At 75.2% G+C, this 25,026-nt stretch carries 22 protein-coding genes; 14 read left to right on the forward strand and 8 right to left on the reverse strand.

From position 1 onward, the window contains the following. Positions 1-275 precede the first annotated feature (275 nt). Complete coding sequence (locus TNCT1_RS19370; protein WP_143633741.1) at positions 276-872, reverse strand: TetR/AcrR family transcriptional regulator; 597 nt, start codon at positions 870-872, stop codon at positions 276-278. A 281-nt stretch (positions 873-1,153) separates the two neighbouring features. Between TNCT1_RS19370 and TNCT1_RS19375 the strand changes: the two genes are divergently transcribed. Genes TNCT1_RS19375 through TNCT1_RS19390 form a run of 4 tightly spaced genes read left to right on the forward strand, consistent with a single transcriptional unit; the run spans position 1,154 to position 5,994 of the window. Continuing rightward, the gene (locus TNCT1_RS19375) at positions 1,154-1,738 is read left to right on the forward strand and encodes a 2Fe-2S iron-sulfur cluster-binding protein (RefSeq protein WP_143634007.1); all 585 of its coding nucleotides are present in this window, start codon (positions 1,154-1,156) and stop codon (positions 1,736-1,738) included. Continuing rightward, complete coding sequence (locus tag TNCT1_RS19380) at positions 1,735-2,727, forward strand: xanthine dehydrogenase family protein subunit M (protein ID WP_143633743.1); 993 nt, start codon at positions 1,735-1,737, stop codon at positions 2,725-2,727. Before TNCT1_RS19375 ends, TNCT1_RS19380 begins: the two co-directional genes overlap by 4 nt. Further along, the gene (locus tag TNCT1_RS19385) at positions 2,724-4,859 is read left to right on the forward strand and encodes a xanthine dehydrogenase family protein molybdopterin-binding subunit (RefSeq protein WP_143633745.1); all 2,136 of its coding nucleotides are present in this window, start codon (positions 2,724-2,726) and stop codon (positions 4,857-4,859) included. Before TNCT1_RS19380 ends, TNCT1_RS19385 begins: the two co-directional genes overlap by 4 nt. Continuing rightward, positions 4,852-5,994, forward strand: a complete 1,143-nt coding sequence (locus tag TNCT1_RS19390; protein WP_143633747.1) for an XdhC family protein — start codon at positions 4,852-4,854, stop codon at positions 5,992-5,994. Before TNCT1_RS19385 ends, TNCT1_RS19390 begins: the two co-directional genes overlap by 8 nt. Positions 5,995-6,118: 124 nt before the next feature. Here TNCT1_RS19390 and TNCT1_RS19395 read toward each other — a convergent pair whose 3' ends face one another. Then, entirely contained in the window at positions 6,119-6,991 is an 873-nt protein-coding gene (locus tag TNCT1_RS19395) for a trypsin-like serine protease (protein ID WP_216856655.1), read from the reverse strand. Between the two features lie 249 nt (positions 6,992-7,240). On the opposite strand from TNCT1_RS19395, the gene TNCT1_RS19400 reads away from it, so the two are divergent. Beyond that, on the forward strand, positions 7,241-8,053 hold the full coding sequence (locus TNCT1_RS19400) for a hypothetical protein (protein ID WP_216856657.1): 813 nt from the start codon (positions 7,241-7,243) through the stop codon (positions 8,051-8,053). Between the two features lie 21 nt (positions 8,054-8,074). Here TNCT1_RS19400 and TNCT1_RS19405 read toward each other — a convergent pair whose 3' ends face one another. After that, complete coding sequence (locus tag TNCT1_RS19405) at positions 8,075-10,141, reverse strand: discoidin domain-containing protein (RefSeq protein ID WP_143633751.1); 2,067 nt, start codon at positions 10,139-10,141, stop codon at positions 8,075-8,077. 176 nt (positions 10,142-10,317) lie between these two features. Here TNCT1_RS19405 and TNCT1_RS19410 point away from each other — a divergent pair, with 176 nt between their 5' ends. Next, the gene (locus TNCT1_RS19410) at positions 10,318-11,448 is read left to right on the forward strand and encodes a sulfite oxidase (protein ID WP_143633753.1); all 1,131 of its coding nucleotides are present in this window, start codon (positions 10,318-10,320) and stop codon (positions 11,446-11,448) included. A gap of 80 nt (positions 11,449-11,528) precedes the next feature. After that, complete coding sequence (locus TNCT1_RS19415) at positions 11,529-13,271, forward strand: glycoside hydrolase family 15 protein (RefSeq protein ID WP_143633755.1); 1,743 nt, start codon at positions 11,529-11,531, stop codon at positions 13,269-13,271. Between the two features lie 103 nt (positions 13,272-13,374). Here TNCT1_RS19415 and TNCT1_RS19420 read toward each other — a convergent pair whose 3' ends face one another. Beyond that, a complete protein-coding gene (locus TNCT1_RS19420; RefSeq protein ID WP_143633757.1) occupies positions 13,375-14,262 on the reverse strand; it encodes a DMT family transporter in 888 nt (295 codons plus the stop codon). A gap of 451 nt (positions 14,263-14,713) precedes the next feature. Here TNCT1_RS19420 and TNCT1_RS19425 point away from each other — a divergent pair, with 451 nt between their 5' ends. Next, the gene (locus tag TNCT1_RS19425) at positions 14,714-15,457 is read left to right on the forward strand and encodes an SDR family oxidoreductase (protein WP_143634009.1); all 744 of its coding nucleotides are present in this window, start codon (positions 14,714-14,716) and stop codon (positions 15,455-15,457) included. Between the two features lie 198 nt (positions 15,458-15,655). Continuing rightward, positions 15,656-16,423: a polysaccharide deacetylase family protein gene (locus tag TNCT1_RS19430; protein ID WP_143633760.1), complete on the forward strand. Its 768-nt coding sequence runs from the start codon at positions 15,656-15,658 to the stop codon at positions 16,421-16,423. A gap of 342 nt (positions 16,424-16,765) precedes the next feature. On the opposite strand, the gene TNCT1_RS19435 is transcribed toward TNCT1_RS19430, so the two are convergent. Further along, positions 16,766-17,800 carry a galactosyldiacylglycerol synthase gene (locus TNCT1_RS19435; RefSeq protein ID WP_143634011.1) on the reverse strand — a complete coding sequence of 345 codons (1,035 nt, stop codon included), beginning with the start codon at positions 17,798-17,800 and terminating at the stop codon, positions 16,766-16,768. A 372-nt stretch (positions 17,801-18,172) separates the two neighbouring features. Here TNCT1_RS19435 and TNCT1_RS19440 point away from each other — a divergent pair, with 372 nt between their 5' ends. The 3 genes from TNCT1_RS19440 (at position 18,173) to TNCT1_RS19450 (ending at position 21,296) form a co-directional block, all read left to right on the forward strand. After that, positions 18,173-19,084 carry a DMT family transporter gene (locus TNCT1_RS19440; protein WP_143633762.1) on the forward strand — a complete coding sequence of 304 codons (912 nt, stop codon included), beginning with the start codon at positions 18,173-18,175 and terminating at the stop codon, positions 19,082-19,084. A gap of 345 nt (positions 19,085-19,429) precedes the next feature. Further along, on the forward strand, positions 19,430-19,777 hold the full coding sequence (locus TNCT1_RS19445) for a hypothetical protein (protein WP_143633764.1): 348 nt from the start codon (positions 19,430-19,432) through the stop codon (positions 19,775-19,777). A gap of 151 nt (positions 19,778-19,928) precedes the next feature. Then, complete coding sequence (locus tag TNCT1_RS19450) at positions 19,929-21,296, forward strand: PhoX family protein (RefSeq protein ID WP_143633766.1); 1,368 nt, start codon at positions 19,929-19,931, stop codon at positions 21,294-21,296. An 83-nt stretch (positions 21,297-21,379) separates the two neighbouring features. On the opposite strand, the gene TNCT1_RS35860 is transcribed toward TNCT1_RS19450, so the two are convergent. Beyond that, the gene (locus TNCT1_RS35860; RefSeq protein WP_174266353.1) at positions 21,380-21,553 is read right to left on the reverse strand and encodes a hypothetical protein; all 174 of its coding nucleotides are present in this window, start codon (positions 21,551-21,553) and stop codon (positions 21,380-21,382) included. A 198-nt stretch (positions 21,554-21,751) separates the two neighbouring features. Further along, on the reverse strand, positions 21,752-22,108 hold the full coding sequence (locus TNCT1_RS19455; RefSeq protein WP_143634013.1) for a PRC-barrel domain-containing protein: 357 nt from the start codon (positions 22,106-22,108) through the stop codon (positions 21,752-21,754). Between the two features lie 138 nt (positions 22,109-22,246). Between TNCT1_RS19455 and TNCT1_RS19460 the strand changes: the two genes are divergently transcribed. Beyond that, a complete protein-coding gene (locus TNCT1_RS19460; RefSeq protein WP_143633768.1) occupies positions 22,247-22,570 on the forward strand; it encodes a hypothetical protein in 324 nt (107 codons plus the stop codon). A 5-nt stretch (positions 22,571-22,575) separates the two neighbouring features. On the opposite strand, the gene TNCT1_RS19465 is transcribed toward TNCT1_RS19460, so the two are convergent. Then, a complete protein-coding gene (locus tag TNCT1_RS19465; RefSeq protein ID WP_308789287.1) occupies positions 22,576-23,118 on the reverse strand; it encodes a L,D-transpeptidase family protein in 543 nt (180 codons plus the stop codon). Between the two features lie 509 nt (positions 23,119-23,627). Between TNCT1_RS19465 and TNCT1_RS19470 the strand changes: the two genes are divergently transcribed. Beyond that, a complete protein-coding gene (locus TNCT1_RS19470; protein WP_143633772.1) occupies positions 23,628-24,821 on the forward strand; it encodes a YbdK family carboxylate-amine ligase in 1,194 nt (397 codons plus the stop codon). Positions 24,822-25,026 lie beyond the last annotated feature (205 nt).

Here is a 25,026-nt window from a genome sequence, read left to right on the forward strand (position 1 = left end):
CCGGCCGCCCGGGATCGCCGGGGCCGCCGGCCGGCCGGGCGGGTCGTCCGGCTGGCTTACGCGTCACCGTACCCGCGGGTGATCTCCGCACCGCACCCGGTGGTGCGGTGCGGACAGGCGCCCCACGAGCCCGCCTGCCGCGCGGGCCGGCCTGCCGCGCGGGCCGACCAGGCGCACCGGCTAGCCGTCCGTACGCCGTCCACCCGTCCGTACGCCGTCCACCCGTCCGTACGCCGTCCACCCGTCCGTACGCCGTCCACCCGTCCGTACGCCCTTCACCCGTCCGTACGCGCTTCACCGCCCCGTGTTCCGGGCGCTCCCGCGCGCAGGCCGTCCATGACGAGGTCGAGGAGCCGGGCGGCGCGCGTGCGCCAGTCGTCGTGCGGGTCGAGCTGCCACAGGCCCGCGATGGCCAGCATGAAGTCCTCCGCCGTGATGCCCGGGCGGATCGTGCCCGCCTCCTCGCCGGCGCGCAGCAGCACCTCGGCCGCGGAGGTCACCGGAGTGTGCGTGGGCTTGGCGGGGCTGCCCGGTGCGCCGGTGACCTGGCGGATCGCGTCCGCCAGGCCGGCCTTGGCCATGGCGAACTCGGCGAGCCGGTCCATCCAGGCGCGCAGGGCCTCGTCGGGCGGCCGGTTCCGCAGCAGCTGGGCCGCGCTGCCCGCGACCTGCTCGATCTCGTGCCGGTAGATCTCCAGGACCAGCGCCTCGCGGTTGGGGAAGTTCCGGTAGAACGTGCCCTGTCCGACGCCCGCCTTCTTGGCGATCACGCTCAGCGGGGCGTCGGCGCAGTGCGTCAGCTCCACGAGGGCCACCTCCAGAATGCGCTCGCGGTTGCGCTGCGCGTCCGAGCGCCGGGGTGGTTCGTCCATCGGGGGCACCCGTGTCCTCCTCGCAGGTCCGTGGCCGAACCTCGCCCTTGCTAACCGGACAGCTGTCCGTTACGTTTTCCAGGTAGCGGACAGCTGTCCGGTACGTCCACGATAGCCGGGTCCGCGAACCCGCGGCAGTCCGCGTCCGCCCTTCAGGTCCAAGCGCTCCCCATCCCGCTTCGCCCCCGCGGCAACAGCCCGCACCACGCACTCTCCACCCCGTCCGGCACCCGCTGCCGGGCCACCCCCCCATCTTCCTGGAAATGCGAAAGAAGCTGCTCATGGCCTCATCGACGTCCAGTGTCATCACCTTGAAGATCAACGGCGAGAAGCACACACTGCCCGTCGACCACCGCACCACCCTGCTCGACGCCCTGCGCGAGCGCCTCGATCTCACCGGCACCAAGAAGGGCTGCGACCAGGGTCAGTGCGGCGCCTGCACCGTCCTGGTGGACGGGCGCCGGAGCGTGGCCTGTCTGCAACTGGCCGTGGCGGCCGAGGGCCGCGAGATCACCACCGTCGAGGGACTCGCCGACGGCGACCGTCTGCACCCCGTGCAGCAGGCGTTCCTCGATCTGGACGGGTTCCAGTGCGGTTACTGCACGCCGGGTCAGATCTGCTCGGCGATCGGTGTGCTCCAGGAGCACGCGGCGGGCTGGCCCAGCGCCGTCACCGGCGACATCAGTCCCGAGGCGGGACCGCCACCGCTGACCGCCGACGAGATCCGGGAGCGGATGAGCGGCAACCTGTGCCGCTGCGGCGCCTACGTCTCGATCGTCCGGGCGGTGGCCCAAGCGGCCGGGGCCGGTGCGGACGGCGCCGCTTCCGCCGGCCTCGAGGCGGAGCCGAAGGAGGCCCTGGCATGAGGGAGTTCGCATACCAGCGGGCGTCCGACGTGGCCGGCGCCGTCGCCGTGCTCGGCGCCGATCCCGAGGCGCGTTTCCTGGGCGGCGGCACCAACCTGGTCGACCTGATGAAGACCGGTGTGGAGCGGCCGGCCCGGCTCGTCGACATCCGCGAACTGCCGCTCGACGAGATCGAGTCGACCGCGGACGGCGGCCTGCGCATCGGCGCGACCGTCACCAACGGCGACCTCGCCGCCCACCCCGCGGTCCGGCGCCACTACCCGGTGCTCGCGCAGGCGGTGCTGGCCGGCGCGTCCGGGCAGCTCCGCAACATGGCCACCGTCGGCGGGAACCTGCTGCAGCGCACCCGCTGCGGCTACTTCACCGACGTCACCAAACCCTGCAACAAGCGTGCTCCCGGCAGCGGTTGCCCCGCCATCCAGGGGGAGCACCACAATCACGCCGTCCTGGGGGCGTCCGACCACTGCGTGGCCGTGCACCCCTCGGACATGGGGGTCGCACTCACCGCGCTCGACGCCGTCGTCCACTTCGAGACCGCGGACGGTCCGGGGGAGTCGCCCCTGACCGAGTTCTACCTGCCCGTCGGCGACACCCCGCACCGCGAGACCGCCCTGCCGCCCGGCGCCCTGATCACCGGCGTCACGCTGCCGCCCGCGCCGGTCGCCGCCCACTCCCGCTACCGCAAGGTGCGCGAGCGGGCCTCGTACGCCTTCGCCATCGGCTCGGTCGCCGCCGCGCTCGACGTCCGGGACGGCGTCGTCAGGGACGCCCGCCTGGCCCTCGGCGCGGTCGCCTCCCGCCCCTGGCGGGCCCGCGCAGCCGAACGCGTCCTGAACGGTGCGCCCGCCGGCCCCGAGACCTTCGCCGCCGCCGCCGACGCCGAACTGGCGGCGGCCCGGCCGTTGCCCCACAACGGATACAAGGTGACCCTGATGCGCAACCTCATGGTGGCCGTGCTGACCGAACTCGCCGAGGAGGCCGCCCGATGACCACCGTCACCACCGGCGCCCAGGCGCGGGCGGCCTCCGTCGGCACCGCGCACACCCGCGTGGAGGGCAGGGACAAGGTCACCGGAGCCGCCCGCTACTCGGGGGAGATCCCCTTCGCGGACCTCGCGCACGGCTGGCTGGTGCTCTCCACCGTCGCCCGCGGCCGCGTCCGCGCCCTCGACACCGACGCCGTCCTGGCCATGCCGGGCGTCGTCGCGGTCCTGGACCACCGCAACGCCCCGCGCGTCAAGACCGACTACGTCGGCATGCTGGGCAGGCCGGACCCGACCTGCGCCGTCTTCCAGCACGACCGGGTACCGCACCTGGGCTGGCCGGTGGCCCTCGTCGTCGCCGAGACGTCCGAACAGGCGCGGGAAGCCGCCGAGTCGCTCGTCGTGCACTACGAACAGGAGCCGCACGACATCGACTTCCACGGCGGGCGCCCGGACGCCTACCCGGTGGAGGGCCACATGCCCGCGGTGACCGGGAAGGGTGACCTCGACGCCGAACTGGCCGCGTCCGACCATGTCGTGGACGCCGAGTACACCACCCCCGAAGAGCACCACAACATGATGGAGCCGCACGCGGCGACCGCCCGCTGGGACGGCGGCCGGCTCGAGGTGATCGACTCCAACCAGGGCGCCACCTGGGTCGTCGGCGAGCTGGCCAACCTCTTCTCGCTCGACCCGGCCTCGGTGCGGGTGCGCTCCGAGCACGTCGGCGGCGGCTTCGGCAGCAAGGGCGTGCGCGCCCACCAGGTGGCCGCGGTCATGGCCGCGACCACCCTGCGGCGCCCGGTGCGCGTGGTGCTGACCCGCCGTCAGATGTTCTCGCTGGCCGGCTACCGCAGCCCCACCACGCAGCACGTCAGGCTGGGCGCCGACGCCACTGGGCGGCTGCGCGCCCTGGAGCACACCTCGCTGAACGTCACCTCGACCGTGCACGAGTTCGTCGAGCCGAGCGCGGGCGTGGCGCGGGTGATGTACGACGCCGACGCCCACCACACCGCCAACCGCGTGGTGCGGCTCGACCTGCCGACCCCGACCTGGATGCGCGCCCCGGGCGAGGCGCCGGGCTCGTTCGCGCTGGAGGCGGCGCTGGACGAACTCGCCGAGAAGTGCGGGATCGACCCGATCGAACTGCGGCTGCGCAACGAGCCGGACCGCGGGCCGGTCTCCGGGCTGCCCTTCGCCGGCCGCAACCTGCCCGCCTGCTTCGCCGAGGGCGCCCGCAGGTTCGGCTGGGCCGACCGCGACCCGCGCCCCGGACGGCGCCGGGACGGCCGCTGGCTGCTCGGCACCGGCACCGCGGCGGCCTCCTTCGGCGCCGGCGCCGGGCCGTCCACCGCCACCGCGACCGCCCACCCCGACGGCACCTTCACCGTCCGTATCGCCGCGGCCGACATCGGCACCGGTGCCCGCACCGCGCTCACCCTGGTCGCCGCGGACGCGCTGGACGTCGACACCGGGCGCGTCCAGGTCCGCATCGGCGACAGCGACTTCGGCCCGGCGATGATCGCCGGCGGTTCGATGGGCACCCGCTCCTGGTCCTGGGCGGTCACCAAGGCCGCGGCCGAACTGCGCGAGCGGCTCGCCCTCAGCACCGACATCCCGGCGGAGGGCATCACCGTACGGTCCGACACGACCGCGGCCATCGGCGCCCTCCCGCCCGCCGAACGGCACTCCTTCGGCGCCCAGTTCGCCGAGGTCGCGGTGGACGTCGGCACCGGCGAGGTGCGCGTGCGCCGCATGCTCGGCATCTTCGCCGCGGGCCGGATCGTCAACCCTCTCACCGCGCGCGGCCAGTTCCTGGGCGGCATGATCTGGGGCATCTCCATGGCCCTGCACGAGGAGGCCGTCCGGGACCGCGCCAGCGGGGGTCACGTCGGCCCCGACCTCGCCGGCTACCACGTGGCCACGAACGCCGACGTGCCGCACATCGAGGCCGACTGGATCGAGGACACCGATCCGAACGACCCGGTGGGGATCAAGGGCATCGGCGAGATCGGCATCGTGGGCGCGGCGGCCGCCATCGCCAACGCGGTCTGGCACGCGACCGGCGTACGCCACCGCAGCCTGCCCATCCGGCCCGACCGCGTGCTGACGGCCGCCGGAGGAGCGCCGGATGCTTGACCTGGCGGAGGAACTGGACCGCTGGACGGCGGAGGGCCGGGAGTTCGCCGTGGCCACCGTGGTGGCCGTCGCCGGCAGCGCGCCCCGCGGGCCCGGCGCGGCCCTCGCCGTCGACCGCGCGGGCACCGTCATCGGCTCGGTCTCCGGCGGCTGCGTGGAGGGCGCGGTGTACGACCTGTGCCGGCAGGCGCTGGAGACCGGCGAGAGCGTCCTCGAGCGGTTCGGGTACAGCGACGAGGACGCCTTCGCCGTGGGTCTGACCTGCGGCGGCACCATCGACGTCCTGATCACGCCGGTGAGCGCCGCGGCGCCCGCCCGCCCGGCCCTGGCGTCGGCCCTGGCGACGGCCGCCCGTGGCGAGCCGGCCGCCCTGGCCCGGGTCGTCCGGGGGCCCGTCGAACTCCTCGGCCGCGCCCTGCTGGTACGGCCCGACGGCACGCGTGAGGGCGGTCTGGGGGGTCACCGGGAACTGGACCGCTCGGCGGCGGCCGAGGCCGGGGCGCTGCTGGAGGCGGGGCGCACCGGCACGGTGGAGATCGCCGAGGACGGCTCGCACTGCCCCGGCGGCCTGACCCTGCTGGTGGAGTCGAACGTGCCGCCCCCGCGCATGATCGTCTTCGGCGCGGTGGACTTCGCGGCCGCACTGGTCCGGGCCGGGAAGTTCCTCGGCCACCACGTGACCGTCTGCGACGCCCGGCCCGTCTTCGCCACCCGGGCCCGCTTCCCGGAGGCCGACGAGGTCGTCGTCGACTGGCCCCACCGCTATCTGCGGCGCACCCGGACCGACGCCCGCACGGTGCTGTGCGTCCTCACCCACGACGCGAAGTTCGACGTGCCCCTGCTGAAGGCGGCGCTCGCGCTGCCGGTGGCGTTCGTCGGCGCGCTCGGCTCGCGCCGCACCCACGAGGACCGTGAACGGCGGCTGCGGGAAGAGGGCGTGAGCCCGCGGGAGCTGGCCCGGCTGCGGTCCCCGATCGGCCTCGACCTCGGCGCCCGGACGCCGGAGGAGACGGCCCTGTCGATCGTCGCGGAGATCGTCGCCGTCCGGCGGGGCGGCACGGGCCTTCCCCTGACCGGCACGGACACGCCGATCCACCGCGACCGCGCGGAACACGGAGGGGCCTCGGCGGCCTGAACCGGCGCCCCGGTCCCGCCGGCGCCCCGGTCCCGCCCGGCGCCCCCGTCCCGCCCGGGGGCGCCGCCGGTCCCGGCAGCGCGCCGGGACCACGGCCGCCCTCCGGGCGGGACGGGCGCTCACGCTACGGCAGCTTCACGAACGGGGACAGGAACGACCGGGCGCCGGGTGTGTCGAGGCGGTAGGTGACGTTCGTGGCGTAGCACGGGCCGTCGCCGGTGATGGTCGTGGAGGTCAGGACCCGCTTGCCGCCGAGGACGGCGAAGTTCGGGCCGCCGGAGTCGCCGTAGCAGGCCCCGCCGTTGCCCTGGGGCGCCGTCATGGCGAGGCGGACCCATGCCTTGTTGAGGGCGTCGAAGCTCACCGGCGCCTTCATGCGGACCCCGCCGCCCGGATGGGTCTGGCCGCCGGGCCCCCGCGCCGCCTCCTGTGTGCCGTACCCGGCGACGACCCAGCCGGCGGAGTTCAGTTCCTTCGACGTGAGGCTGTCCAGCTGGTTCGCGCCCGGCAGGGCGGCCGGGGTGAAGGACCAGCGGGAGGCGACCTTCGCTGCGGGCAGCTCGATCACCGCGATGTCGTGCGGGTCGGAGGACGGCCCCGGGTAGCCGGGGTGCGTGTGCGCGACGCCTTCGACGGCGACGGCGTTCGCCTGGGCGGCCGGGTCGCCGTGGTACCGCTTGGCGGCGGCGTCGAGCCCCGCCTGGACGTCCTGGTCGAGCGAGACGTAGAACCTGACCCCGGCCGGCCAGTCGCTGGTGCAGTGCGCCGCGGTCAGGAAGGTGTTCGCGTCGACCATGGTGCCGGAGCACACCCAGTCGGTGCGGTCGGGGGTGGCCGGATCGCCGTCGTCGTCCCAGGTGGCCACCAGGGCGCCGACCTCGGTGCGTTCGGGCGCGGGTGTGGCGTTGTACGAGTTGATCGCGGAGGACGGCAGCGCGGCGGCGAGGACGAGGGCGCAGGTGGCCGCGGTGACGGCGGTGGCGCGTAGGGCGGTCAAGAAGAACCCCTTCACTGGGTCGGGACAGGTGTTCTCCTGTGGGGAGGTAGGGAGCATTGAAGTGGCTCGGACGGCTCGCCACAAGACGGCGCCGTACCCGGGGGGCGCCGTCGGCCGGGCCGCCCCCGCTCGTTGCCGTGACCCGGCAGGCCGGCCGGTGTGCGCGCTGCCGGTGGGAGGACTGGGCGGCGCACGGCGGACGTGCTCGAATACGCCTGCGGAACATCGTGGGCGGGGCGGGGAGGCGGCGTGGGCCGGGGGGAGCACAACGGGCTGCGGGGCGTGTGGTGGCTGCTGATCGCCGTGGTGGCCCTCGGCGGCGGGGTGGCGACGGCCTCCGAGATGGGCTCGGCGCTGCAGCGTGAGCGCGCCTACCGGGCCGCGCCGGTCTGCGCCTCGGTGCCGGTGAGGCCGTCGGCCTGCGTGTGGCGGCAGACGTTCACCGTCCGCACCGCCGACCTGCACCGGGGGAAGCGCAACGAGTCGCCGGAGGCACGTCTTTCGCTGCCCTCCGGCAAACCGTGGCGGGTGACGTTCCGTCAGACCGATCCGGTGGCCTCCGAGTTGGAGCCGGGCGACAGGGTGGTCGGCCTGATCTGGCACGGCCGGGTCGTCGAGGTGCGGGACGCCCGGGGACGGCGGCAGCAGACGTCCGACGGGCCCGTGGGGTGGCCGGAGGACCGCCTCGGCGGCGCGCTCGCCTGCGGCTCGTTCGGCCTGGCCGCGCTCGTCGGGGCGGTGTGGTCCCTGTTCGCGCGGGACGACCGGCGGCATGCCAGAGCCGCGTCCGTGGTGCGGTGGCACGGCGTCGGCATGGCCGTCCTCGCCCTCCCGACGCTGTGGGCGCAGTCGGCCAACGACTGGCCGATGTGGTCGATCCCGGCGATCTGGGGGCCGCTCGCCCTGCTCGTCCTTGCCTCCATGGTGGCCTTCGCCGTCGCGGCCGTCCGCGGCGACCTGGACGACGAGGCGGCCCCGCCGTCCGCCCGCCCGGTTCCCCCGCCGCCCGAGCCGGCGGGCGCGCCGGGCGGGACGCAGGGGCCGGGCGGCGGCCGCCCCTGACCGGCGAAGGGCCGCCGGGCGTCAGCCGCTGTGGACGCCGACCTCGTACAGCGAGTAACCCCACTGCGTTCCGCGCTCCGTGCCGGTGACGCGGACGTAGCGGGCCGGCTCCGGGGTGAAGCGCGCGGTGTCGAGGCCGCCGTCGCCGGCGGTGGTCGACCAGGCGGTACGCCAGTTCACCCCGTCCGTCGAGAGCTCGATCCGGTACGCCCTGCCGTACGCGCGCTCCCAGTCGAGCGTCACCCGTCCGACCGGGTGCGCGGAACCCAGGTCGATCCGCAGCCACTGGCCGTCGCTCCAGTCGCTGGCCCACCGGGTGTCCCGCCTGCCGTCCACCGCCCGGCCCGGCGCGTAGCTGGTGAACGGGTTCCACTCGGACGAACTGGCCGTGGCCGGCGCCCCGTCGGCGAGGTCGACCGCCGCCCGGTGGCGCTCCGCCGCTCCCCAGGTGCCGAGGTATGACTCGGCCCCGCGGAACAGGTCGTTCACGGTGTCCTGGCCGCCCACCCGCCGGATGTCCTCGATCCAGTCGGGCACCAGGCCGTAGTGCGCGGCCCCGTCGGTGTTGAGGTCCCAGGTGCGCTCGCCGGTGGTCTGCCGGTCGACGAGGGAGCCGCCGTCGACGCTGCGGAAGGGGTAGACGACCTTGTCGGGCGCGTCCGCGCCGCGGGGCCCCGGCCAGCCGCCCACGCCGTTCATGTCCGTGCCGAAGCCGTAGCCGACGCCGTACTTCTCCCGCAGTGCCTTCGTGCGGTCCGCCTCGGCGACGAACGCCTGCGAGCCGTTCATGTACTGGGCGACGAAACCGCCGAGGCCGTAGACCCGCTCGGTCCAGTTCATGTCCATCCAGCTGTGCGAGGAGACCACGCCGGGGTACGAGTCCGCCTCCAGGATGTCGAGCGCGCGGCCGGCGGCCTTGACGCCCATGTGGTCGATCTCCAGCAGCATCCCGCGCTTCATCATGCCGCGCACGGCGTACTCGCCGAGGCCGGTGAGGCCGCGGGCGTTGCACTGCGCGTCCGAGTCGTACGCGGGGACGCTCACGCCCGCCGGCAGCTTCGCCTCGGCCCCGGGCGCGGGCGCGGAGCCGATGGGGTTGTCGTGCTGCGGGCCGGCGCACTTCTCGGTCTTCCAGAAGGTGCCGGTCGACAGGAACTGCCCCACGTCGATGGCCGTTCCGAGCGCGCCGGAGTCGAAGCGCACCCCGCACAGCGCGTTGTCGAACTTGTGGCACAGGAACATGCTGCGCACCCCGAGCCCGTACAGCTCGTCCAGGCCCGCGTCGATGTCGTGCCGGTCGCACTGCGGGACGTCAAGGACCTGTTTGCAGCCGAACGGCTCGGAGGTCTCCACGCCCAGGACGACCGCCAGCTTGCCCTGCCGGACCACCTCGCGGGCCTGCGCGCTGTCGGTGACGATCCGGAACCAGCCCTTGCCGGGGCCGCCGTACATCCGGTCGACGTAGGCCTGCAGGTCGTACGTCAGCTTCGCCTGCAGCCGGATGGACGTCATCTCGTCGCAGCCGCGGTCCTTGAAGAAGTACACCGAGCAGATCACGCCGTTGGTGACCAGGTCGTTGACGAGGACCCGCTGGCCGCCGCGCCAGGCGCGCTCCACCCACGCGTAGTAGTTCTGCTGGTGGGTCAGCGAGTCGTGGGCCGGCCAGTCCCTGAACGTCGGCCAGCCGACCGGGTCGTGCCTGCCGTCGCCGCCCTTGGTGATGAAGTCGAAGACGGCGAGCGAGCCGTCGGGGTAGTGCTCGGGGCAGTCCTTGAGGGCGTCGGCGATCCCGGCCTCGGAGAACACCTTGCCGCAGATCAGCCGGCCGCCGAAGGCCTCGTTGGCGAACAGGTGGTCGTGGGCGTCGACGAACCCCCGCACCCGGCCCCGGTCGTCGGTGCCCCGGAACGGCTCGCCGGTGACACCGATCCGCGAGTCCGGGGCGGGCCGTGACACGGGGGTCCACCAGTCGTTCCCGTCCGCCGCCGCACTCGGCGCCGGACCCAGGACGGCCGCCAGCACGAGGAGCAGCACCGACAGGACGCCGGCGGGCCTGCGGTGGCGGTTCGGGCTACTGCGTACGGTCACGGCCCACGTCCCTCGGTCGGCGGGATGGCACGGCGCCTGATTGTCATGTACTACACAAGCTGTCCCGAGGATCGCCACCACGGCCCGGCACGTCAAGACGCGGGCCGCACCCGGCGAGCGCGGCACCCGCCATCCAGCCGGTGCGCGAGCGCGGGCGGGGGCGAATAATCGACCGCATGGGGCGCCGACTCACCGACGTGAGCGCTCCCGCCCGGCTGGCCGCGCCGGGTGAGGGCCTGGGACAGGACGAACTGGCGCTGGCCGCCCGCAACCACGGGCTGCCGCTCGAGGCCATGCGCCACGACCTGACACCGCCGGGCCTGCACTACGTCCTCACCCACTACGACATCCCCCACGTACCCGACGACACCGCCTGGCGGCTGACGCTGGGCGGACGCGTGCGGCACGCCCTCACCCTCTCCGTCGCGGAGCTGCGCGCCCTCCCGGCACTCACCACGCGCGTGACCATGGAGTGCGCCGGGAACGGCAGGGCGCTGCTGTCGCCGAGGCCGGTGAGCCAGCCCTGGCTGCTCGAAGCGGTGGGCACCGCGGAGTGGACAGGGGTGCCCCTGCGCCTCCTCCTCGCCGAGGCCGGGGCCGCGCCCGACGCGGTCGACGTCGTCTTCACCGGCGCCGACCACGGAGTGGAACGCGGCGTCGAACAGGACTACGAACGAGCCCTCCCGCTCGACGTGGCCACCGGCGAGGAGCCCGAGGTCCTGGTGGCCTACGCCATGGACGGCGCACCCCTGCCGCCCCAGCACGGCTGCCCCCTGCGCCTGGTGGTGCCCGGCTGGTACGGCATGGCCCAGGTGAAGTGGCTGCGCGCGATCACCGTCGTCGACCGGCCGTTCACCGGCTTCCAACAGGCAGTCGCCTACCGGATCGGGCAGGGGACCGAGGAGGCGGGACGGCCCGTCACACGGATCGCTCCCCGGGCGCTGCTGATACCGCCCGGCTTCCCCGACTTCATGTCCCGCACCCGCATCGTCGCGCCCGGCCCGGTCCGGCTGGAGGGACGGGCCTGGTCGGGACGGGCACCGGTGACCGGGGTGGAGGTCGGCACGGACGGCGGCCCGAGCCGGCGCCCGGCCGTCCTCGCGCCCGACGACGGACACCGCTGGGCCTGGCGCCGCTGGACCTGCGAGTGGTCCGCCGAGCCCGGCGACCACGTGCTGAGCGTCCGGGCCCACGACGCGGCCGGGAACACCCAGCCACTGGAACAGCCGTGGAACCGGGGCGGCTTCGCCAACAACCTGGTCCAGCGGGTACCGGTGTTCTGCCCGGATCCCGGCGGCACCGCCTGACGGCGCCGCCGCGGCCGGGGCCGTGCCGACGGCCAGGAAGGGTACCCGGACCCGGCCCGGCCACAGGAGGAGAAAGCGCCATGAGCATCATCCCGTTCCCGCCGCACGCGCTGCACGACTACGCGCTGCTGGCCGACGGGGAACGCGGCGCCCTGATCGGGCCGGACGGCGCCGTCAACTGGCTGTGCGCGCCCACCTGGCACGACGACGCCGTCTTCGCCTCCCTCATCGGCGGCGCGGGCGTCTACGCCGTGACCCCGCTCGGCCGCTGGGTGCCCGGCGGCTACTACGAGGAGGGCACCCTGATCTGGCGCAGCCGCTGGATCACCACCGACGGCGTCGTCGAGTGCCGCGAGACCCTCGCCTTCCCCGGCGAGGCCGGCCGCTTGGTGCTGCTGCGGCAGCTGCACGCCGTCGACGGCACCGCCCACGTCCGCCTGGTGCTCGACCCGCGCGCCGACTACGGCCGCGCCCCGCTGTCCACCACCCACCGCGACGACGACGGCGTCTGGCACCTGGGCACCGGCCACCACCGCCTGCGCTGGCAGGGCGCCCCGGCGGCCGTCGTCCGCGCCGGGGGCCTGACCGCCGACCTGGTGCTCGGCCCCGGCGCGAAGCACGACCTGGTCCTGGAGTGCTCCGACGCGCCGCTGCCGCGCACCCCGCCGAAGGCCGAGCAGGCGTGGGCGGCCACCGAACAGGCCTGGCGGCGGTCCGTGCCCGCACTCGGGCACACCGTCGCCACCGGGGACGCCCGGCGCTCCTACGCCCTGCTGCGCGGCCTGACCTGCCACGGCGGCGGCATGGTCGCCGCGGCCACCACCAGCCTGCCCGAACGCGCGGAGGCCGGCCGCAACTACGACTACCGGTTCGTGTGGATCCGCGACCAGAGCTACGCCGGGCAGGCGGCCGCCGCCGCGAACGCCCCGGAACTCCTGGACGCCGCCGTCCGCTTCGTCAGCGAGCGACTGCTCAGCGACGGCCCCGGTCTCGCCCCCGCCTACACCGTGCACGGAACACCCGTACCCGGGCAGCGCGAACTCGACCTGCCCGGCTACCCCGGCGGTTTCAGCCGCGTCGGAAACCACGTCGAGCGGCAGTTCCAGCTCGACTGCTTCGGCGAGGCGCTGCTGCTGTTCGCCGCCGCCGAACGCATGGACCGGCTGGGCCCGGACGGCTGGAAGGCCGCCGAGACCGCGGTACGGGCCGTCGCCGAGCGGCGGCGGGAACCGGACGCGGGCATCTGGGAACTGGACGACCGGCTCTGGACACACAGCCGGCTGAGCTGCGTCGCCGGGCTGCGCGCCCTCGCCGGCGCGGCCCCGCGCCTGCCGCTCGCCGGCACGTGCGCCGACCTCGCCGACAGCCTGCTCACCGAGACCGCGGCCGGCTGTGTGCACCCCGAGGGGCACTGGCAGCGCACCCCCGACGACCCCGCGGTCGACGCGGCCCTGCTGCTGCCCGCCGTGCGCGGCGCGCTGCCCCCGCACGACCCGCGCACCCGCGCCACCCTCGCCGCCTGCCGCGCCCAGCTCACCCAGGACCACTTCATCTACCGGTTCCGGCACGACGACCGGCCCCTGGAGGACGCCGAGGGCGCGTTCCTGCTGTGCGGCTTCCTCATGGCACTGACCGAGCACCAGCAGGGCGACGAGGTCGAGGCGCACCGCTGGTTCGAGCGCAACCGCGGCGCCTGCGGCGCGTCCGGCCTGTACGCGGAGGAGTTCGACATCGCCCAGCGCCAGTTGCGCGGCAACCTCCCGCAGGCCTTCGTGCACGCCCTGCTGCTGGAGACCACCGCCAGGCTCGCGGACGCCCCCTAGTCCCTGGTCCCTGGTCAGTCCCTGGTCCCTGGTCCCTGGTCGGCCATGCGCGGCGCGGGCCCGGCGGGAATCGGCGGACTGGGCCTGCCCGTGCGGGTTCCCGTCAGGACCGGTGCGCGAGGTGGTGGGGTGGCTCGGGCCGGCGCTCGCCGCTGGGCATGACAGGGTGCCGCCCGAGGACGAAGACACCGGTGAGCGCCGCCACCACACCGGCCGCCTGCCAGGCCAGCGCGCCCGGCGTCGTACGCAGCTCGTCGTACAGGAAGCCGATGCCGCAGGCGATGCCGCTCAGCGGCTCGGCGGCGGTCAGCGCGGGCAGCGACAGCCGCAGCGGTCCGGCCTCGAACGCGCTCTGCACCAGCAGCAGCCCCACCACCGCGAGCGACACCACGCCCCAGGGCTGCCAGGAGGTCAGCAGCCCGACGAGCCCCTCGGCCCCGAAGATGCCGCCGCACACCCGGGTGAGCGCGTCCTGCAGTCCGTAGAGCGTGCCGGCCGCCGCGGCCAGCAGGGGTGGCCGGTGCAGCAGCCGCAGCCGCTGGGAGGCGAACACGAGCATCCCGGCGACCCCCAGCACACAGCCGACCACGGCCCAGTGCCGCAACGCGCCGACCTCGCCCTGACCGCTGTGCGGGCGCCCCGCCAGGACGAAGGCCGCGACGCCGCCGCTGAGCGCGAGCGCCCCCAGCCACCCCGACCAGCCCAGCGGCTGGTCGCCCATCCACCGGGCCAGGGCCATCGCGAACAGCAGATTCATGGTGAGCAACGGCTCCACCTGGGCCAGGCTGCCCTGCGTCAGCGCGAGCGCGCCGAGGATCTGGCCCACGATCATGCAGCCCATGCCCGCCAGCCACAGCGGCACCCGCACCAGGTCCAGCAGCAACCGGAAGGACAGCATCAGGGACAGCGGTTCGCGTTCGGCCGCGTGCTGCTGGAGCACGAAGCCGAAGCCCAGCAGACAGGCGGCGGGAAGGCCGAAGAGGTACACCACGGCGTGCCATCCTCCTGCCCGGACCGGGCGAAGCCTCCGGACGGCGGGACCCCGGCCGGGACCGCCCCGCAAAGAGCACCCGCATGGCTCAGCGTCCCGCCGGCCGCCCGTCGGCGCCGGCACATCGAGGCGCCACCCGGCCTCCAGGGTGGTCACCTCACCGGTTCGGCGCGAAGGCGCCCGGCCGCGCGGCGCCGGACGGGCTCTCGCGCCCGCGGGCCGACGCCGGCGCACGTTTGAAAGCCGTGGGCTCCGGCTATCCCTCGATGGTCGCCGGCGCCGCCGGGCGCACGGCGCGCGGGAGCACGGGGACGGGCGGGGCCGGGACGGCGTGCCCGCCGGCGGACCCCGCGGCCGCGCCGGGGACCATCACTCGAGGAGGTTCAGCTTGGGACGCGCCACGGCGGATCCGTACCCCGCCCCGTCCACCCTCCTGCCGGGCACCGCGTCCATGACGGGCGTGGCGCTGGTGACGGGCGCGTCCTCCGGGATCGGCGCGGCGGTGGCGCGGACCCTGGCGGGGGAGCGGTGGACGCTGCTGCTCTCCGGACGCGACCGGGCCCGGCTGGACGCGGTGGCGCGCGAGACGTCCGGCGTCGCGATCCCCTGTGACCTGGCCGGCGCCGACGGAGCCCGGCAACTGGCCGACCGCGCGCTGCGCCGGGCGCCGGGCGTCGATCTCCTCGTCGCCGCGGCCGGCGTGGGCTGGGCCGGGCCGTTCACCTCGATGCCGGGCAGCGAGGTGGACCGCGTGCTCACCGTCGACCTGGCGTCGGTGGTGCACCTGGTCCGCGAGGTGCTGCCGCACATGGTGGCGCGCGGCCGGGGCCGGCTGGTGCTGATCGGCTCCGTCGCGGGCAGCGTCGGGGTGCGCGAGGAAGCGGTGTACTCCGCGGCCAAGGCGGGCCTCGGCACCTTCGCCGACGCGCTGCGCTACGAACTGAGCGGCACCGGCGTAGGGGTGACCCACGTCGTGCCGGGTGTGGTGAGCACCCCGTTCTTCGCCAGGAGAGGGGTGCCCTACTCCCGCCGCCGCCCGCGCCCGGTCCCGCCCGAGCGGGTGGCCGCGGCCGTCGTGGCGGCCGTGCGCGGCGGACGAGACGAGGTGTTCGTGCCCGGCTGGCTGCGCCTCCCGGTCGCGGTGCGCGCCCTGGCCCCCTCACCGTACCGGCGCCTGGCGGCCAGGTTCGGCTGACCACCGGACGGCGGCCTGTCCGGGTCCTGCGAACCACCGGGCCCGGCGACCACCGGGTCCTGCGAACCACCGGGCCCGGCGACCATCGGGCCCGGCGACCATCGGGCCCGGCGACCATCGGGTCCTGCGAACCACCGGGCCCGGCGACCGCCGGGTCCGGCGACCACCGGATTCGGACGTACCTCAAGGGAGACGCGCATGCGGGGCGGTGCCGACCGGGGCAGGCTGCTCACCACGGCCCTCGCCGCACTGCCCGTGCTGGCCGCCGCCGCCCACATCGCCCCGGCCGCCACCTGGCTCCCCGGCCCGCGTCGCGCCTGGCTGCCGTCGCTCGCCGGCACCGGCCGCGCGGACCACGTGGCGCTCACCTTCGACGACGGACCCGATCCTCGCTCCACCCCCGCCTTCCTCGCCACGCTGGACGAGCTGGCGGTCCACGCCACGTTCTTCGTACTGGGCGAGCGGGTGCTGGCCCACCGGCGGCTGAGCCACGAGATCGTCCGGCGCGGTCATGAGCTCGCGGTGCACGGCTGGACGCACGACGGCCCCTGGCGGCCCGCGCCCCTCCGGGAGACCCGGCGGCTGGCCCGGGCCGCGCGCGCCGTGGCGGAAGTGTCCGGTACGAGCCCCGTCTGGTACCGGCCCCCGTACGGCATCCTCACCGGCGACCGGCTGCTGGCCGCGCGCCGCGCCGGGCTGCGCCCGGTCCTGTGGACCGCCTGGGGCCGCGACTGGACGGCCGGCGCCACCGCCGGGTCCGTGACGGCGACCGTGCTGCCGGACCTGCGGGGCGGCGGCACGGTGCTGCTGCACGACTCCGACCGGCACGCCGCCCCGGACTGCTGGCGGGCGGCGCTGGCCGCGCTGCCCCGACTGGTGACCGCCTGCCGCGAGGCAGACCTGACCGTCGGCCCGCTCGGCGAACACGGGGTCGGGTGCCGGGCTGGTTCGGCTCGCATTGGTTGACCGGGCTGGTGGGGGTGAGGTGTCGAGTCGTTCCGGCGGGTCTGCGGGGTCAGTGCGCGTCGGGCTGGGGGTTGGGCGCCGGGTCGTTCGGCTCGCTTTGGTTGATCCGGCTGGTGGGGGTGAGGTGTGGAGCGGCTCCGGCGGGCGTGCGGGGTCGGCGTGCGTCGGGCTGGGGGTCGGGTGCCGGGCTGGTTCGGTTCGCGTCGGTTGACCCGGCGGCCTGGACGTCAGGTGCGGAGACGCTTCGGCTCGCGTGCGGCGTCGTCGCGCGCCCGGCTGTGGCGGTCGGGTGTGGGGCGGGCCCGTACAGTCCGCGCCGGTTGTCCCGCCCCCCCCGGGACGTCACGAGCAGAGACGTTCCAGCGGGCCCACGACGTCGCCCCGCGCCAGGCCGCGGCCGCCGGGTGCCGGAGCGGCCGAGGTGAGGCGGTCAAGGCACCGCAGGAGCTGCCACGGATCGGCGGCGTGCTCGGTCAGGCCGAGTGCCGCCATGCGGTGCACCCCCTCGGCGCCGTGGCCCGGGATCGGCCGGTACCCGACGACCGGCACACCGACGGCCAGCGCCTCCAGCGCCGTCTGCCCGGCCGCGTTGTCGACCAGCGCCGCGCACGCCGAGAGCAGGCCAGGCATGTCGTCCACCCAGGACAGGGCGAGCGTTCCCGGCGCCTTCGACACAAGGCGGCGCAGGCGCTCGTTGCGCCCGCACAGGACGACCGGCAGGTACCCGGCGGAGGCCAGCAGCCGGGCCGTCGCGCCGAGCCGGCTGCCCGCCCCCCACGCTCCGGCCGACAGCAGCACGGGCGGGCGGTCGCCGCCGGCCGCGAGTCGCCGCCGCCAGGACGCCTCACCGGACGGGTGCGGGCGGAACCGTTCCGGCAGCAGTGGACCGCAGGCGGTGGCGGGGCGCCCGAGGCGGTGCCGCACCTCCCCGGCGATCTGCGGGGTGAGGCACAGGTGCAGGTCGTTGCCCTGGTGCAGCCACTGCCGGTGTACGGCGAAGTCGGTGATGACCACCGCGCTGGGCACCGTAAGCCGGCCCCGCGTCCGCAGGCCGCCGGTGAGCTGGGCGGCGAGATGGAAGACCGATACGACCGCGTCGGCGCGCTCGCCCGCCACCTCCGCCCGCAACCGGTCGCCGGCGAGTGCGGCAAGCGGCGCGCTGCCCGGCCGCGGCCCCCCGCCGCCCCGGAAGAAGGCGGCGTAGATGCCCCCGTAGAGGGCGGGCGCGTGCCGGATCGTCGCGCGGTAGAAGCCGCGCAGCCCGGCTCCGGCACGGGCGGGCAGCAGCTCCAGCACGTCCCGGTGCACGGCCTCGTGCCCGGCCGCCCGTAGCCGCCGGGCAAGTTCGCGTGCCACCGCGTCGTGGCCCGAGCCCATGCTCGCGCTGACCACCAGCAGCCGGCTCACGGCAGGCGCCGCACCGGCGCGGCGTCCGGCACCCGTCCGGCCGGGCGGACGGGCGGAGCGGTCCGAGCGAACCGTGGGGCCGGGCGGTCCGGGCTCGGCGGGTGGCACGTACGCGGCATGGTCACCTCGTGGGGGCGGCGGACGGCGGGCACGACGGGTTCCGTGGCACCGGCCGCCAAGGGGTGCCGACCGGCGGCCGCCCGTGGTGGACGGGCGGTATGGACAGGTTTATCACCGCGCACGGCGGATACGTCTTTGTTCGCTTTGCCTATCTTTGTCCATCGATCGACCGAGCGTGCGGTGGCCGCCCGCCGGGTCCGCCCGCGAACGACAGGCAGTCGCATGAACGTGCTCACCGTCATCACGGCGCTGCTGTCGGCGCTGTCCAACGGGGCGGCGTCGGTCCTGCAGCGGCGGGCCGCGGTCGAACCCGACGAGGTCTCCGGCCGCGGCGTCCGCGCGGCGGCGGCCCGCCTGGGGGGACTGCTGCGCCGCCCCTTCTGGTGGGCGGGAGCACTGGCCATGTGCGCTTCCGCGGTCTTCCAGGTGATCGCCCTCGACTCCGGGCAGCTCTCGCTGGTGCAGCCCCTGCTGGCCAGCGAACTGCTGTTCACCCTCCTCATCGGCGCGATCGTGTTCCGCCGCCGGCCCAGGGCCGCCACCTGGGGTTCCTTCGCCGCGCTGGCCGGGGGACTGGCGCTCTTCCTGCTCAGCGCCTCGCCGGCGCCCGGCGGCGACCGGGCCTCCGACTGGGACTGGCTCGCCGTCGGAGGCGGGCTGGCGTGCGGCGTCGCCGTCCTGCTGGCGGTCGCGAGGCGCATGCGCGGCCCGCTGCAGGCCGCCACTCTCGGCTGTGCGACCGCCGCCTGCTTCGCGGTCACGGCGGCGCTGATCAAGGAGGTGACCGCGAGGTTCCCGGAGGGGGCCGTCGCGGTCCTCACCACCTGGCACACCTACGCCGTCGCCGTCACCGGCCTGCTGAGCGTCCTGCTGCTCCAGTGGGCGCTGCGGGCCGGCACCCTGGCCGCCTCCCAGCCGGCCCTGACCCTGGGCGACGCCCTGATCAGCGTCATCCTCGGCGGTTTTCTCTTCGGCGAGAGCATCGCCCTGGGCTGGCGGATCGTGCCCGAGATCGCCGGCATCCTCCTCATGGCGCTGGGCATCATCGGCCTGACCCGTTCGCCCGTGATGTCGACGGACCGGAGCTGGGACGCCGCGGAGCCCGAGTCCACGCGGGCCCGGCGGGACGCCTGACCGGGAGGCGGTGACCGGGAGGCGGTGCCACCCGTCGCTGCGTCGGCCGGCCGGCGGCGGGGCAGCGGACGGGCACTGCGCCGGGCGGGTGATCGGTGACGCGGGGCGACGGTGTCCGGCGGCCCGCCGCGCGACACCACGCGGGCCCCGGGCGGGCCCGGGGCGGGCCCAGGGCGGGTCGGTGGCGGCGGTCCGGGTGGTGGGCCAGGGGCGAGTCGCGGACGGCCGGCGGCGTCGCACGAGAGCCGATTGTCAGTGCCGTCTGATTAATTCCGGTGCAGTGAGATCGACATGGCCCGAAGTGGGTAATCGGTCGTCAGTTCCTGCCGTAGGAGGCCGTTCTTGATGCAGATGATGCTCCCGCGTCACCAGAGATCCCAGGGTGCTCCGCTCGGCCGCGGCGCCGCCGATCTCCTGCGCATCATCGCGGACCCGAGCACCACGGTCTTCCTGACGGTGCACGAGGGAGGCCGCCGCCGGTACGCGTACTGGAAGCCGTTCGACCCGGCCACCGGCAGGGGCGGCGGGTACATGGCGCTGCCGGTGGCCGAGTGCGACGCGCTGCACGCGGCCGGACGCATCGTCCTCGGCGACCCGCTCGTGGACCCGGGCAAGGTCACGTACCGCGTCAGGTCCGCCCCGGCGCGGTCCGTCCGCGGGAACACCGTGCGGCAGATGGCCCGGGCGGCCTGAGACCCGGGCGCGCGGCGCGTCCGCCGGCCCGCCGCTCGCGTCCCGTCCGGGCGTGTGACACGTGCGATGGGCGTGGTTCCCGAGTTCCGCACCGGGTGGTAGACACAGCGGGGTCACAGTTCCTGTCCGCCAGCAGGAAGGTTGCTGCCGCATGTCTGCAACACGCCGTCAGGTCCTGGCCCAGGCACGTGCCGTGGGGGCGGGTATCGCCTTCACCGGGGCCCTGTCCGAGCTCTTCGCGGGCACCGCCGCCGCGCGGAACCTGGGCGACACCGGCTACGGCCCGCTCGTCCCGGACCCCCATGGACTGCTCGACCTGCCGAAAGGTTTCCGCTACACCGTGCTCTCCCGCGAAGGCGAGCGCCTCCGCTCGGGAGAGGGCCCGGTGCCCTCCAACCACGACGGCATGGCCGCGTTCGCCGGTCCCGCGAACCGTACGCACCTCGTCCGCAACCACGAGAACCGGGTGACCGCGAAGATCCCCGTCCCGACGGTCGCCGGGCTCACCTACGACCCGGCGGGCAAGGGCGGCTGTACGGCGCTGACCCTCGACGCCGGACGGCGCGTACTGTCCGAGCGGGTCGCGATCGCCGGCACGGCCGTCAACTGCGCCGGCGGCCGCACCCCCTGGGGCACCTGGCTGACCTGCGAGGAGACCGAGGACCGGGCCGGCACCAACGGCTACACCAAGGACCACGGCTTCATCTTCGAGGTCCACCCCACCGACCCGCACCGCACCGGCGCCGTCCCGCTGACCGCGATGGGCCGCTTCCAGCACGAGGCGATCGCCGTCGACCCGCGCCACGGCGTCGTCTACGAGACCGAGGACGCCTTCGACAAGCCGTTCGGCCTCTTCTACCGCTTCCTGCCCGAGAAGCCGCTGGGCGGCGTGGGCTCGCTGCGGGCGGGTGGCCGGCTCCAGGCGATGCGCGTGCCCGGCGTGCCGGACCTCTCCACCGTCCAGGAGACCGGCGCGCACTTCGACGGCGTCGAGTGGGCCGACGTACCCGACCCGCTGGCCACCGGCACCCCCACCCGGCTGCAGGACTACGGCCCCGGCGGCATCACCCACGCCCAGAAGCTGGAGGGCTGCTACTGGGGAGGGAGCTGCGTGTACTTCGTGTCCTCCTTCGCCCGCGCCGCGAACGGCTCGGCGGCCGACCACTACGGGCAGATCTGGCGCTACGACCCGGCGCGCCGCCGGCTGACCCTGGTCGTCGTGTTCGGCCCGGACACCGATGTGCGGCTCCCCGGCGAGTCCCCGGACAACATCTGCCTGGCCCCCAGCGGCGGCCTGATGGTGTGCGAGGACGGCAACGGCGCCCAGCACGTCTTCGGCGTGACCCGCGCGGGCGAGGTGTACGCGATGGCGCGGAACCGGCAGAACACCGGGACCGCGCAGGAACCCGAGTGGGGTGAGTTCGCCGGGGTCACCTTCGCCCCGGACGGCCGCACGATGTACGTCAACTGCTACACGCCCGGCACCACCTTCGCGGTGACCGGGCCGTGGCGCAGGTAGACAGGTAAAGGGGCGCAACCGCCGTCATGGCGGGGCGGGGCACTCGCCCCGCCATGACGCGGAGGTCAAGGGGCGTCCGGCCGCTACCGTACGACGCGGTGCCTGCGGCCGCCCCGGTGCAGGCGCACGGCCGCGTACACGAGGTCGGCCAGCAGCACGACGGCACCGATGATCAGCAGGTAGAACAGCCCGTGGGCGGCGAACCCGATGATGCCCAGCACGAGGGCCACGAGGATCAGCAGCAGGAACAGGCTCATCGGCTCTCCCGGTGGCTTCGGCCGCTCCGCGGCGGCCGGTTCGACGTGGTGGTCGTGCTGTGCGCGGCGGCCGTCCGAGGACGGTCGCCCTGTGACGGCCGTCCGGGGACGGCCGTCCTGCGGTGCTCGGCCGGTGGCCGCCGTCCGGGGACGGCCCCCGGCGGCGGTCGCTTCACGGCGGCCCCCGGCGACGTTCGTTCAGCGGCGGGCCAGGCGGCGTTCGCCGCCGGCGCCCGGCGCGTAGTCCAGTTCGTAGTGCGCGAAGACCGCCGGCTCGTCCGACGCCGGCAACTCGCCGTCGGTGTCGATGGAGGGAGCCTTCTTCACCGCGTCCTTCGCGAACGCGACCCGCAGGTAGCCCGGTCCGACGGTCGCTCCGGTGAGCGGCACGAAGGCCAGCCGGCGGCGTGTGGGCAGCCCCACGGTCACCGTGGCGAAGGACGGTCTGTCGGTGGCGGTGTCGACGTAGACCGACTCCAGTGTGCCGATCTTGTGCCCGTCGGAGTCGACCACGTCGTGCCCACGCCACTCACGGATGTCGCCAGCCTCGAACATCATGAACCTCCGCAGACCAGGTACCCGCGTTCGGCCGCCTGATGTCCCCGGACGGGCCCGGCGCGCTGAGCGGGTCCGCGCCCTGGTCAGGGGCCGTCCACGAGCCGAACTGGTCCGGTGCGGGCAGAATCGGCCGTGATGGACGAGCACCGGCCACCGCGCACGACGCCCGACGGACACTACGTCGTCATCGGCGGGCGGCGCTGGCGGGCGACCGACCCGTCCCTTCCCGAGGAGGCCGCCGCCCGCCTGAGACGGCACCTCATGGCGGCTCGCCGCGCGGTGCGGTCCGCGACCTCCGAGGGGGACCAGCGGGCCGAACGGTCGGCACGCGCACGCGTGCACCGCGCCAAGGTCGCGCTGGGCGAGCGCGGCGCACCCTGGTGGGAGCAGTCCGGGGCCGAGCGCCGCCGGCGCTGGCAGGACGGACTCGCCCGGCTCGACGCGGACGGGCCGCGATGACCCGCTCAGGACATCAGGCGCTCCCGGTCCCCCATCACCACGACGGGCCGGGCGGCCGGGTCGAGGGTGCGCAGCAGGGTCCGCATGCCGGACTCCGGGATCGTGACGCAGGCGGACGTGCCGTCCCCGTGGTCCAGGTGCAGCCAGATGCCGCCGCCCCGGCCCACGCCCTCGGGCCGGGACCAGTCGTAGGGCGGGGCGCCCACGAGGCGGTTGTAGTTGATGGCGATGACGTAGTCGAAGTCGTGGGCGTGGGCCGCGTCGTCGGTGATCGTGGAGGCGAAGGCGTGGTCGTCGTGCCAGTACGGCAGCCGGCTGCCCGGGTTGCCGAGCGTGCCGCCCGCGTCGGTCAGGCCGAACACGCCCACGGGTGTGCGCTCGTCGTCCATGCGGTGGTCCGCGGTCCAGCCCAGCCTGCCGTTGTGGGCGGGCCAGGCGGCCCGGCGTTCCCATCCCGCGGCCCCCCGCTCGTAAAGCACGAGGAGGCTGTCGGGCGAGTCGCGGCTGTCGCCGTAGACGACCACGACCTGGCTGGAAGAGGCCGGCACCCGCTGCCACATCCGGTCACCGACCTCAGGCGGGCGCGAGCCAACGGACACCGGGGGAGGGGCCGACACGGCGGGATGGTTCCTACCCGGCGCGCCACTCGGGCCCTTCGGCTCGTCGGCGTCGCACGCGTCCGTCGCCGCCAGCAGGAGGCCGCAGGCCAGGGCCGCCCATATGGCGTGCCGCGCCCCACCGCGCCGCGGCCGCCGGGACGTGGACCCCGGGACGGACCCGGTGACTGTGGATTTCCGCATGATCAGGATCTTGGGGCGCGCGTCCCGGGCCCGCATCCAGACCCGGCATCCGGCCTAACCCGGTACGGACGCCGCGGGAACCGGTCCCTCGGGCACTCCCCGTATCGCCGCGCTCACCTGAGGCATTGGGGGTTCACATGTGCAAGTCGACGTGATTGGCCCGGGCTGATCAGGGAACCCGGACCCCGTCGACCGGCCGGTGCCGACCATTCTCACAGGCGCGCCGGCGGCTGTGGTCCATTCGCAGGGGAGAAGCCGTGACACCACGCCTCGGAGCGGAAGAAGAGTTCCATGTACTGGACGTGGAGAGCGGCCGACTCGTGCCACGCGCCGCGGAGCTGATAGGGCGTCTGGGCAGACCGGGCTTCACCACCGAGATGCAGCGTTCGGTGGTGGAGAGCAACAGCGCGGTGCACGACACCCTGGAGGAGCTGTATACCGACCTCGCCTCGGCCCGGTTGCGCCTGGACTCGGCGGCCGCCGGGGCCGGCCTCGCCGTGGTCGCCGCGGGTACCGTGCCGCTGGCCCGGGTCCGCCCCCTGGACGTCACCGCCGACGCCCGCTACCGCCACATGGCCGACGACTACCGCAGGGTCGCCGACGAACAGCTCATCTGCAGCGCGCAGGTCCACGTGGACGTCCCCGACCGGGACACCGCCGTGCGCGCCATGTGCCTGGTGTCGCCCTGGCTGCCGCCGCTGCTCGCCCTGACGGCCAGCTCGCCCTTCTGGCTGGGCTCCGACACTGGGTACGCGAGCTGGCGGACCATGCTGTGGCAGCGGTGGCCGACCGCCGGCCCGGCCGGCTGCCACCGGGACGCCGCCGACTACGACAGGGCCCTGGCGGAACTCATCGGCTCGGGCGTCATCAGCGACGCCGGTATGGTCTACCACGACGTCAGGCCCTCGGCCCACCAGCGCACGCTCGAACTGCGCATCTGCGACGCCTGCCCGCGGACGGAGACCGTGGTGCTGGTCGCGGGCCTCTTCCGGGCCCTGGTCCGCGAGGCCTGCGAGCGCCTGGCCCAAGCGGACGGCCCGCTGTGCGGCGGCCGGCACGACTGGCTGCGGGCCGCCTCCTGGCGGGCCGCGCGATCGGGCCTGGAAGGCCAGCTCGTCGACCCCGCGACCCGGCGCGCGGCGCCGGCCCGCACGGTGCTGACCGGCATGCTGGCCCGGCTGCGCCCGGCGCTCGAGGCGTCCGGCGACTGGAACACCGTGCACGCGCTCCTGGAGGAGGCACTGGCCCACGGGAGCCCCGCGCACCGGCTGCGCCGCGCCGTCCGGGCCGGAGGCCTGCTCGCCGGCGTCGACACGCTGATCGCCGAGACCCGCGGCGAGCGGCCCGGCGGCCGTCCGGCCGAGCGGCCGGCCCGGGCCACCGCGTGGCAGGGCCCCGTCCCGGCGCACGTCCCCGGCCACGACAGCGCCGCCCCGGCCCGGACCGCCTGAGCCGCACGTCCCGCGGCGCCGGGCCCTCGGCTCGCGCGAGCCGGACGGGAGCCACCCGGCCGGCCGGGACGCCCCATCCGTCGATCAAGGAGAGTCACGTCCTCATGCACACCTCGCAGCATCCCCCGGCCCCCGACCACCACAGCCCCGGACGCGCCGCCCGCACGCGCGCGCCCGGGGCCCGGCGCCGGCGCGGCAAACCCGC

The sequence above is a fragment of the Streptomyces sp. 1-11 genome (assembly GCF_007176755.1).
Taxonomy (GTDB): Bacteria; Actinomycetota; Actinomycetes; order Streptomycetales; family Streptomycetaceae; genus Streptomyces.

Coding starts and splice junctions, on each gene's coding strand:
- TNCT1_RS19380 (WP_143633743.1), top strand. CDS start 1,735: ATGAGGGAGTTCGCATACCAGCGGGCGTCCGACGTGGCCGGCGCCGTC.
- TNCT1_RS19425 (WP_143634009.1), top strand. CDS start 14,714: ATGACGGGCGTGGCGCTGGTGACGGGCGCGTCCTCCGGGATCGGCGCG.
- TNCT1_RS19430 (WP_143633760.1), top strand. CDS start 15,656: ATGCGGGGCGGTGCCGACCGGGGCAGGCTGCTCACCACGGCCCTCGCC.
- TNCT1_RS19445 (WP_143633764.1), top strand. CDS start 19,430: ATGCAGATGATGCTCCCGCGTCACCAGAGATCCCAGGGTGCTCCGCTC.
- TNCT1_RS19370 (WP_143633741.1), bottom strand. CDS start 872: ATGGACGAACCACCCCGGCGCTCGGACGCGCAGCGCAACCGCGAGCGC.
- TNCT1_RS19390 (WP_143633747.1), top strand. CDS start 4,852: ATGCTTGACCTGGCGGAGGAACTGGACCGCTGGACGGCGGAGGGCCGG.
- TNCT1_RS19385 (WP_143633745.1), top strand. CDS start 2,724: ATGACCACCGTCACCACCGGCGCCCAGGCGCGGGCGGCCTCCGTCGGC.
- TNCT1_RS19375 (WP_143634007.1), top strand. CDS start 1,154: ATGGCCTCATCGACGTCCAGTGTCATCACCTTGAAGATCAACGGCGAG.
- TNCT1_RS19450 (WP_143633766.1), top strand. CDS start 19,929: ATGTCTGCAACACGCCGTCAGGTCCTGGCCCAGGCACGTGCCGTGGGG.
- TNCT1_RS19410 (WP_143633753.1), top strand. CDS start 10,318: ATGGGGCGCCGACTCACCGACGTGAGCGCTCCCGCCCGGCTGGCCGCG.
- TNCT1_RS19460 (WP_143633768.1), top strand. CDS start 22,247: ATGGACGAGCACCGGCCACCGCGCACGACGCCCGACGGACACTACGTC.
- TNCT1_RS19455 (WP_143634013.1), bottom strand. CDS start 22,108: ATGTTCGAGGCTGGCGACATCCGTGAGTGGCGTGGGCACGACGTGGTC.
- TNCT1_RS19415 (WP_143633755.1), top strand. CDS start 11,529: ATGAGCATCATCCCGTTCCCGCCGCACGCGCTGCACGACTACGCGCTG.
- TNCT1_RS19435 (WP_143634011.1), bottom strand. CDS start 17,800: ATGGGCTCGGGCCACGACGCGGTGGCACGCGAACTTGCCCGGCGGCTA.
- TNCT1_RS19440 (WP_143633762.1), top strand. CDS start 18,173: ATGAACGTGCTCACCGTCATCACGGCGCTGCTGTCGGCGCTGTCCAAC.
- TNCT1_RS35860 (WP_174266353.1), bottom strand. CDS start 21,553: ATGAGCCTGTTCCTGCTGCTGATCCTCGTGGCCCTCGTGCTGGGCATC.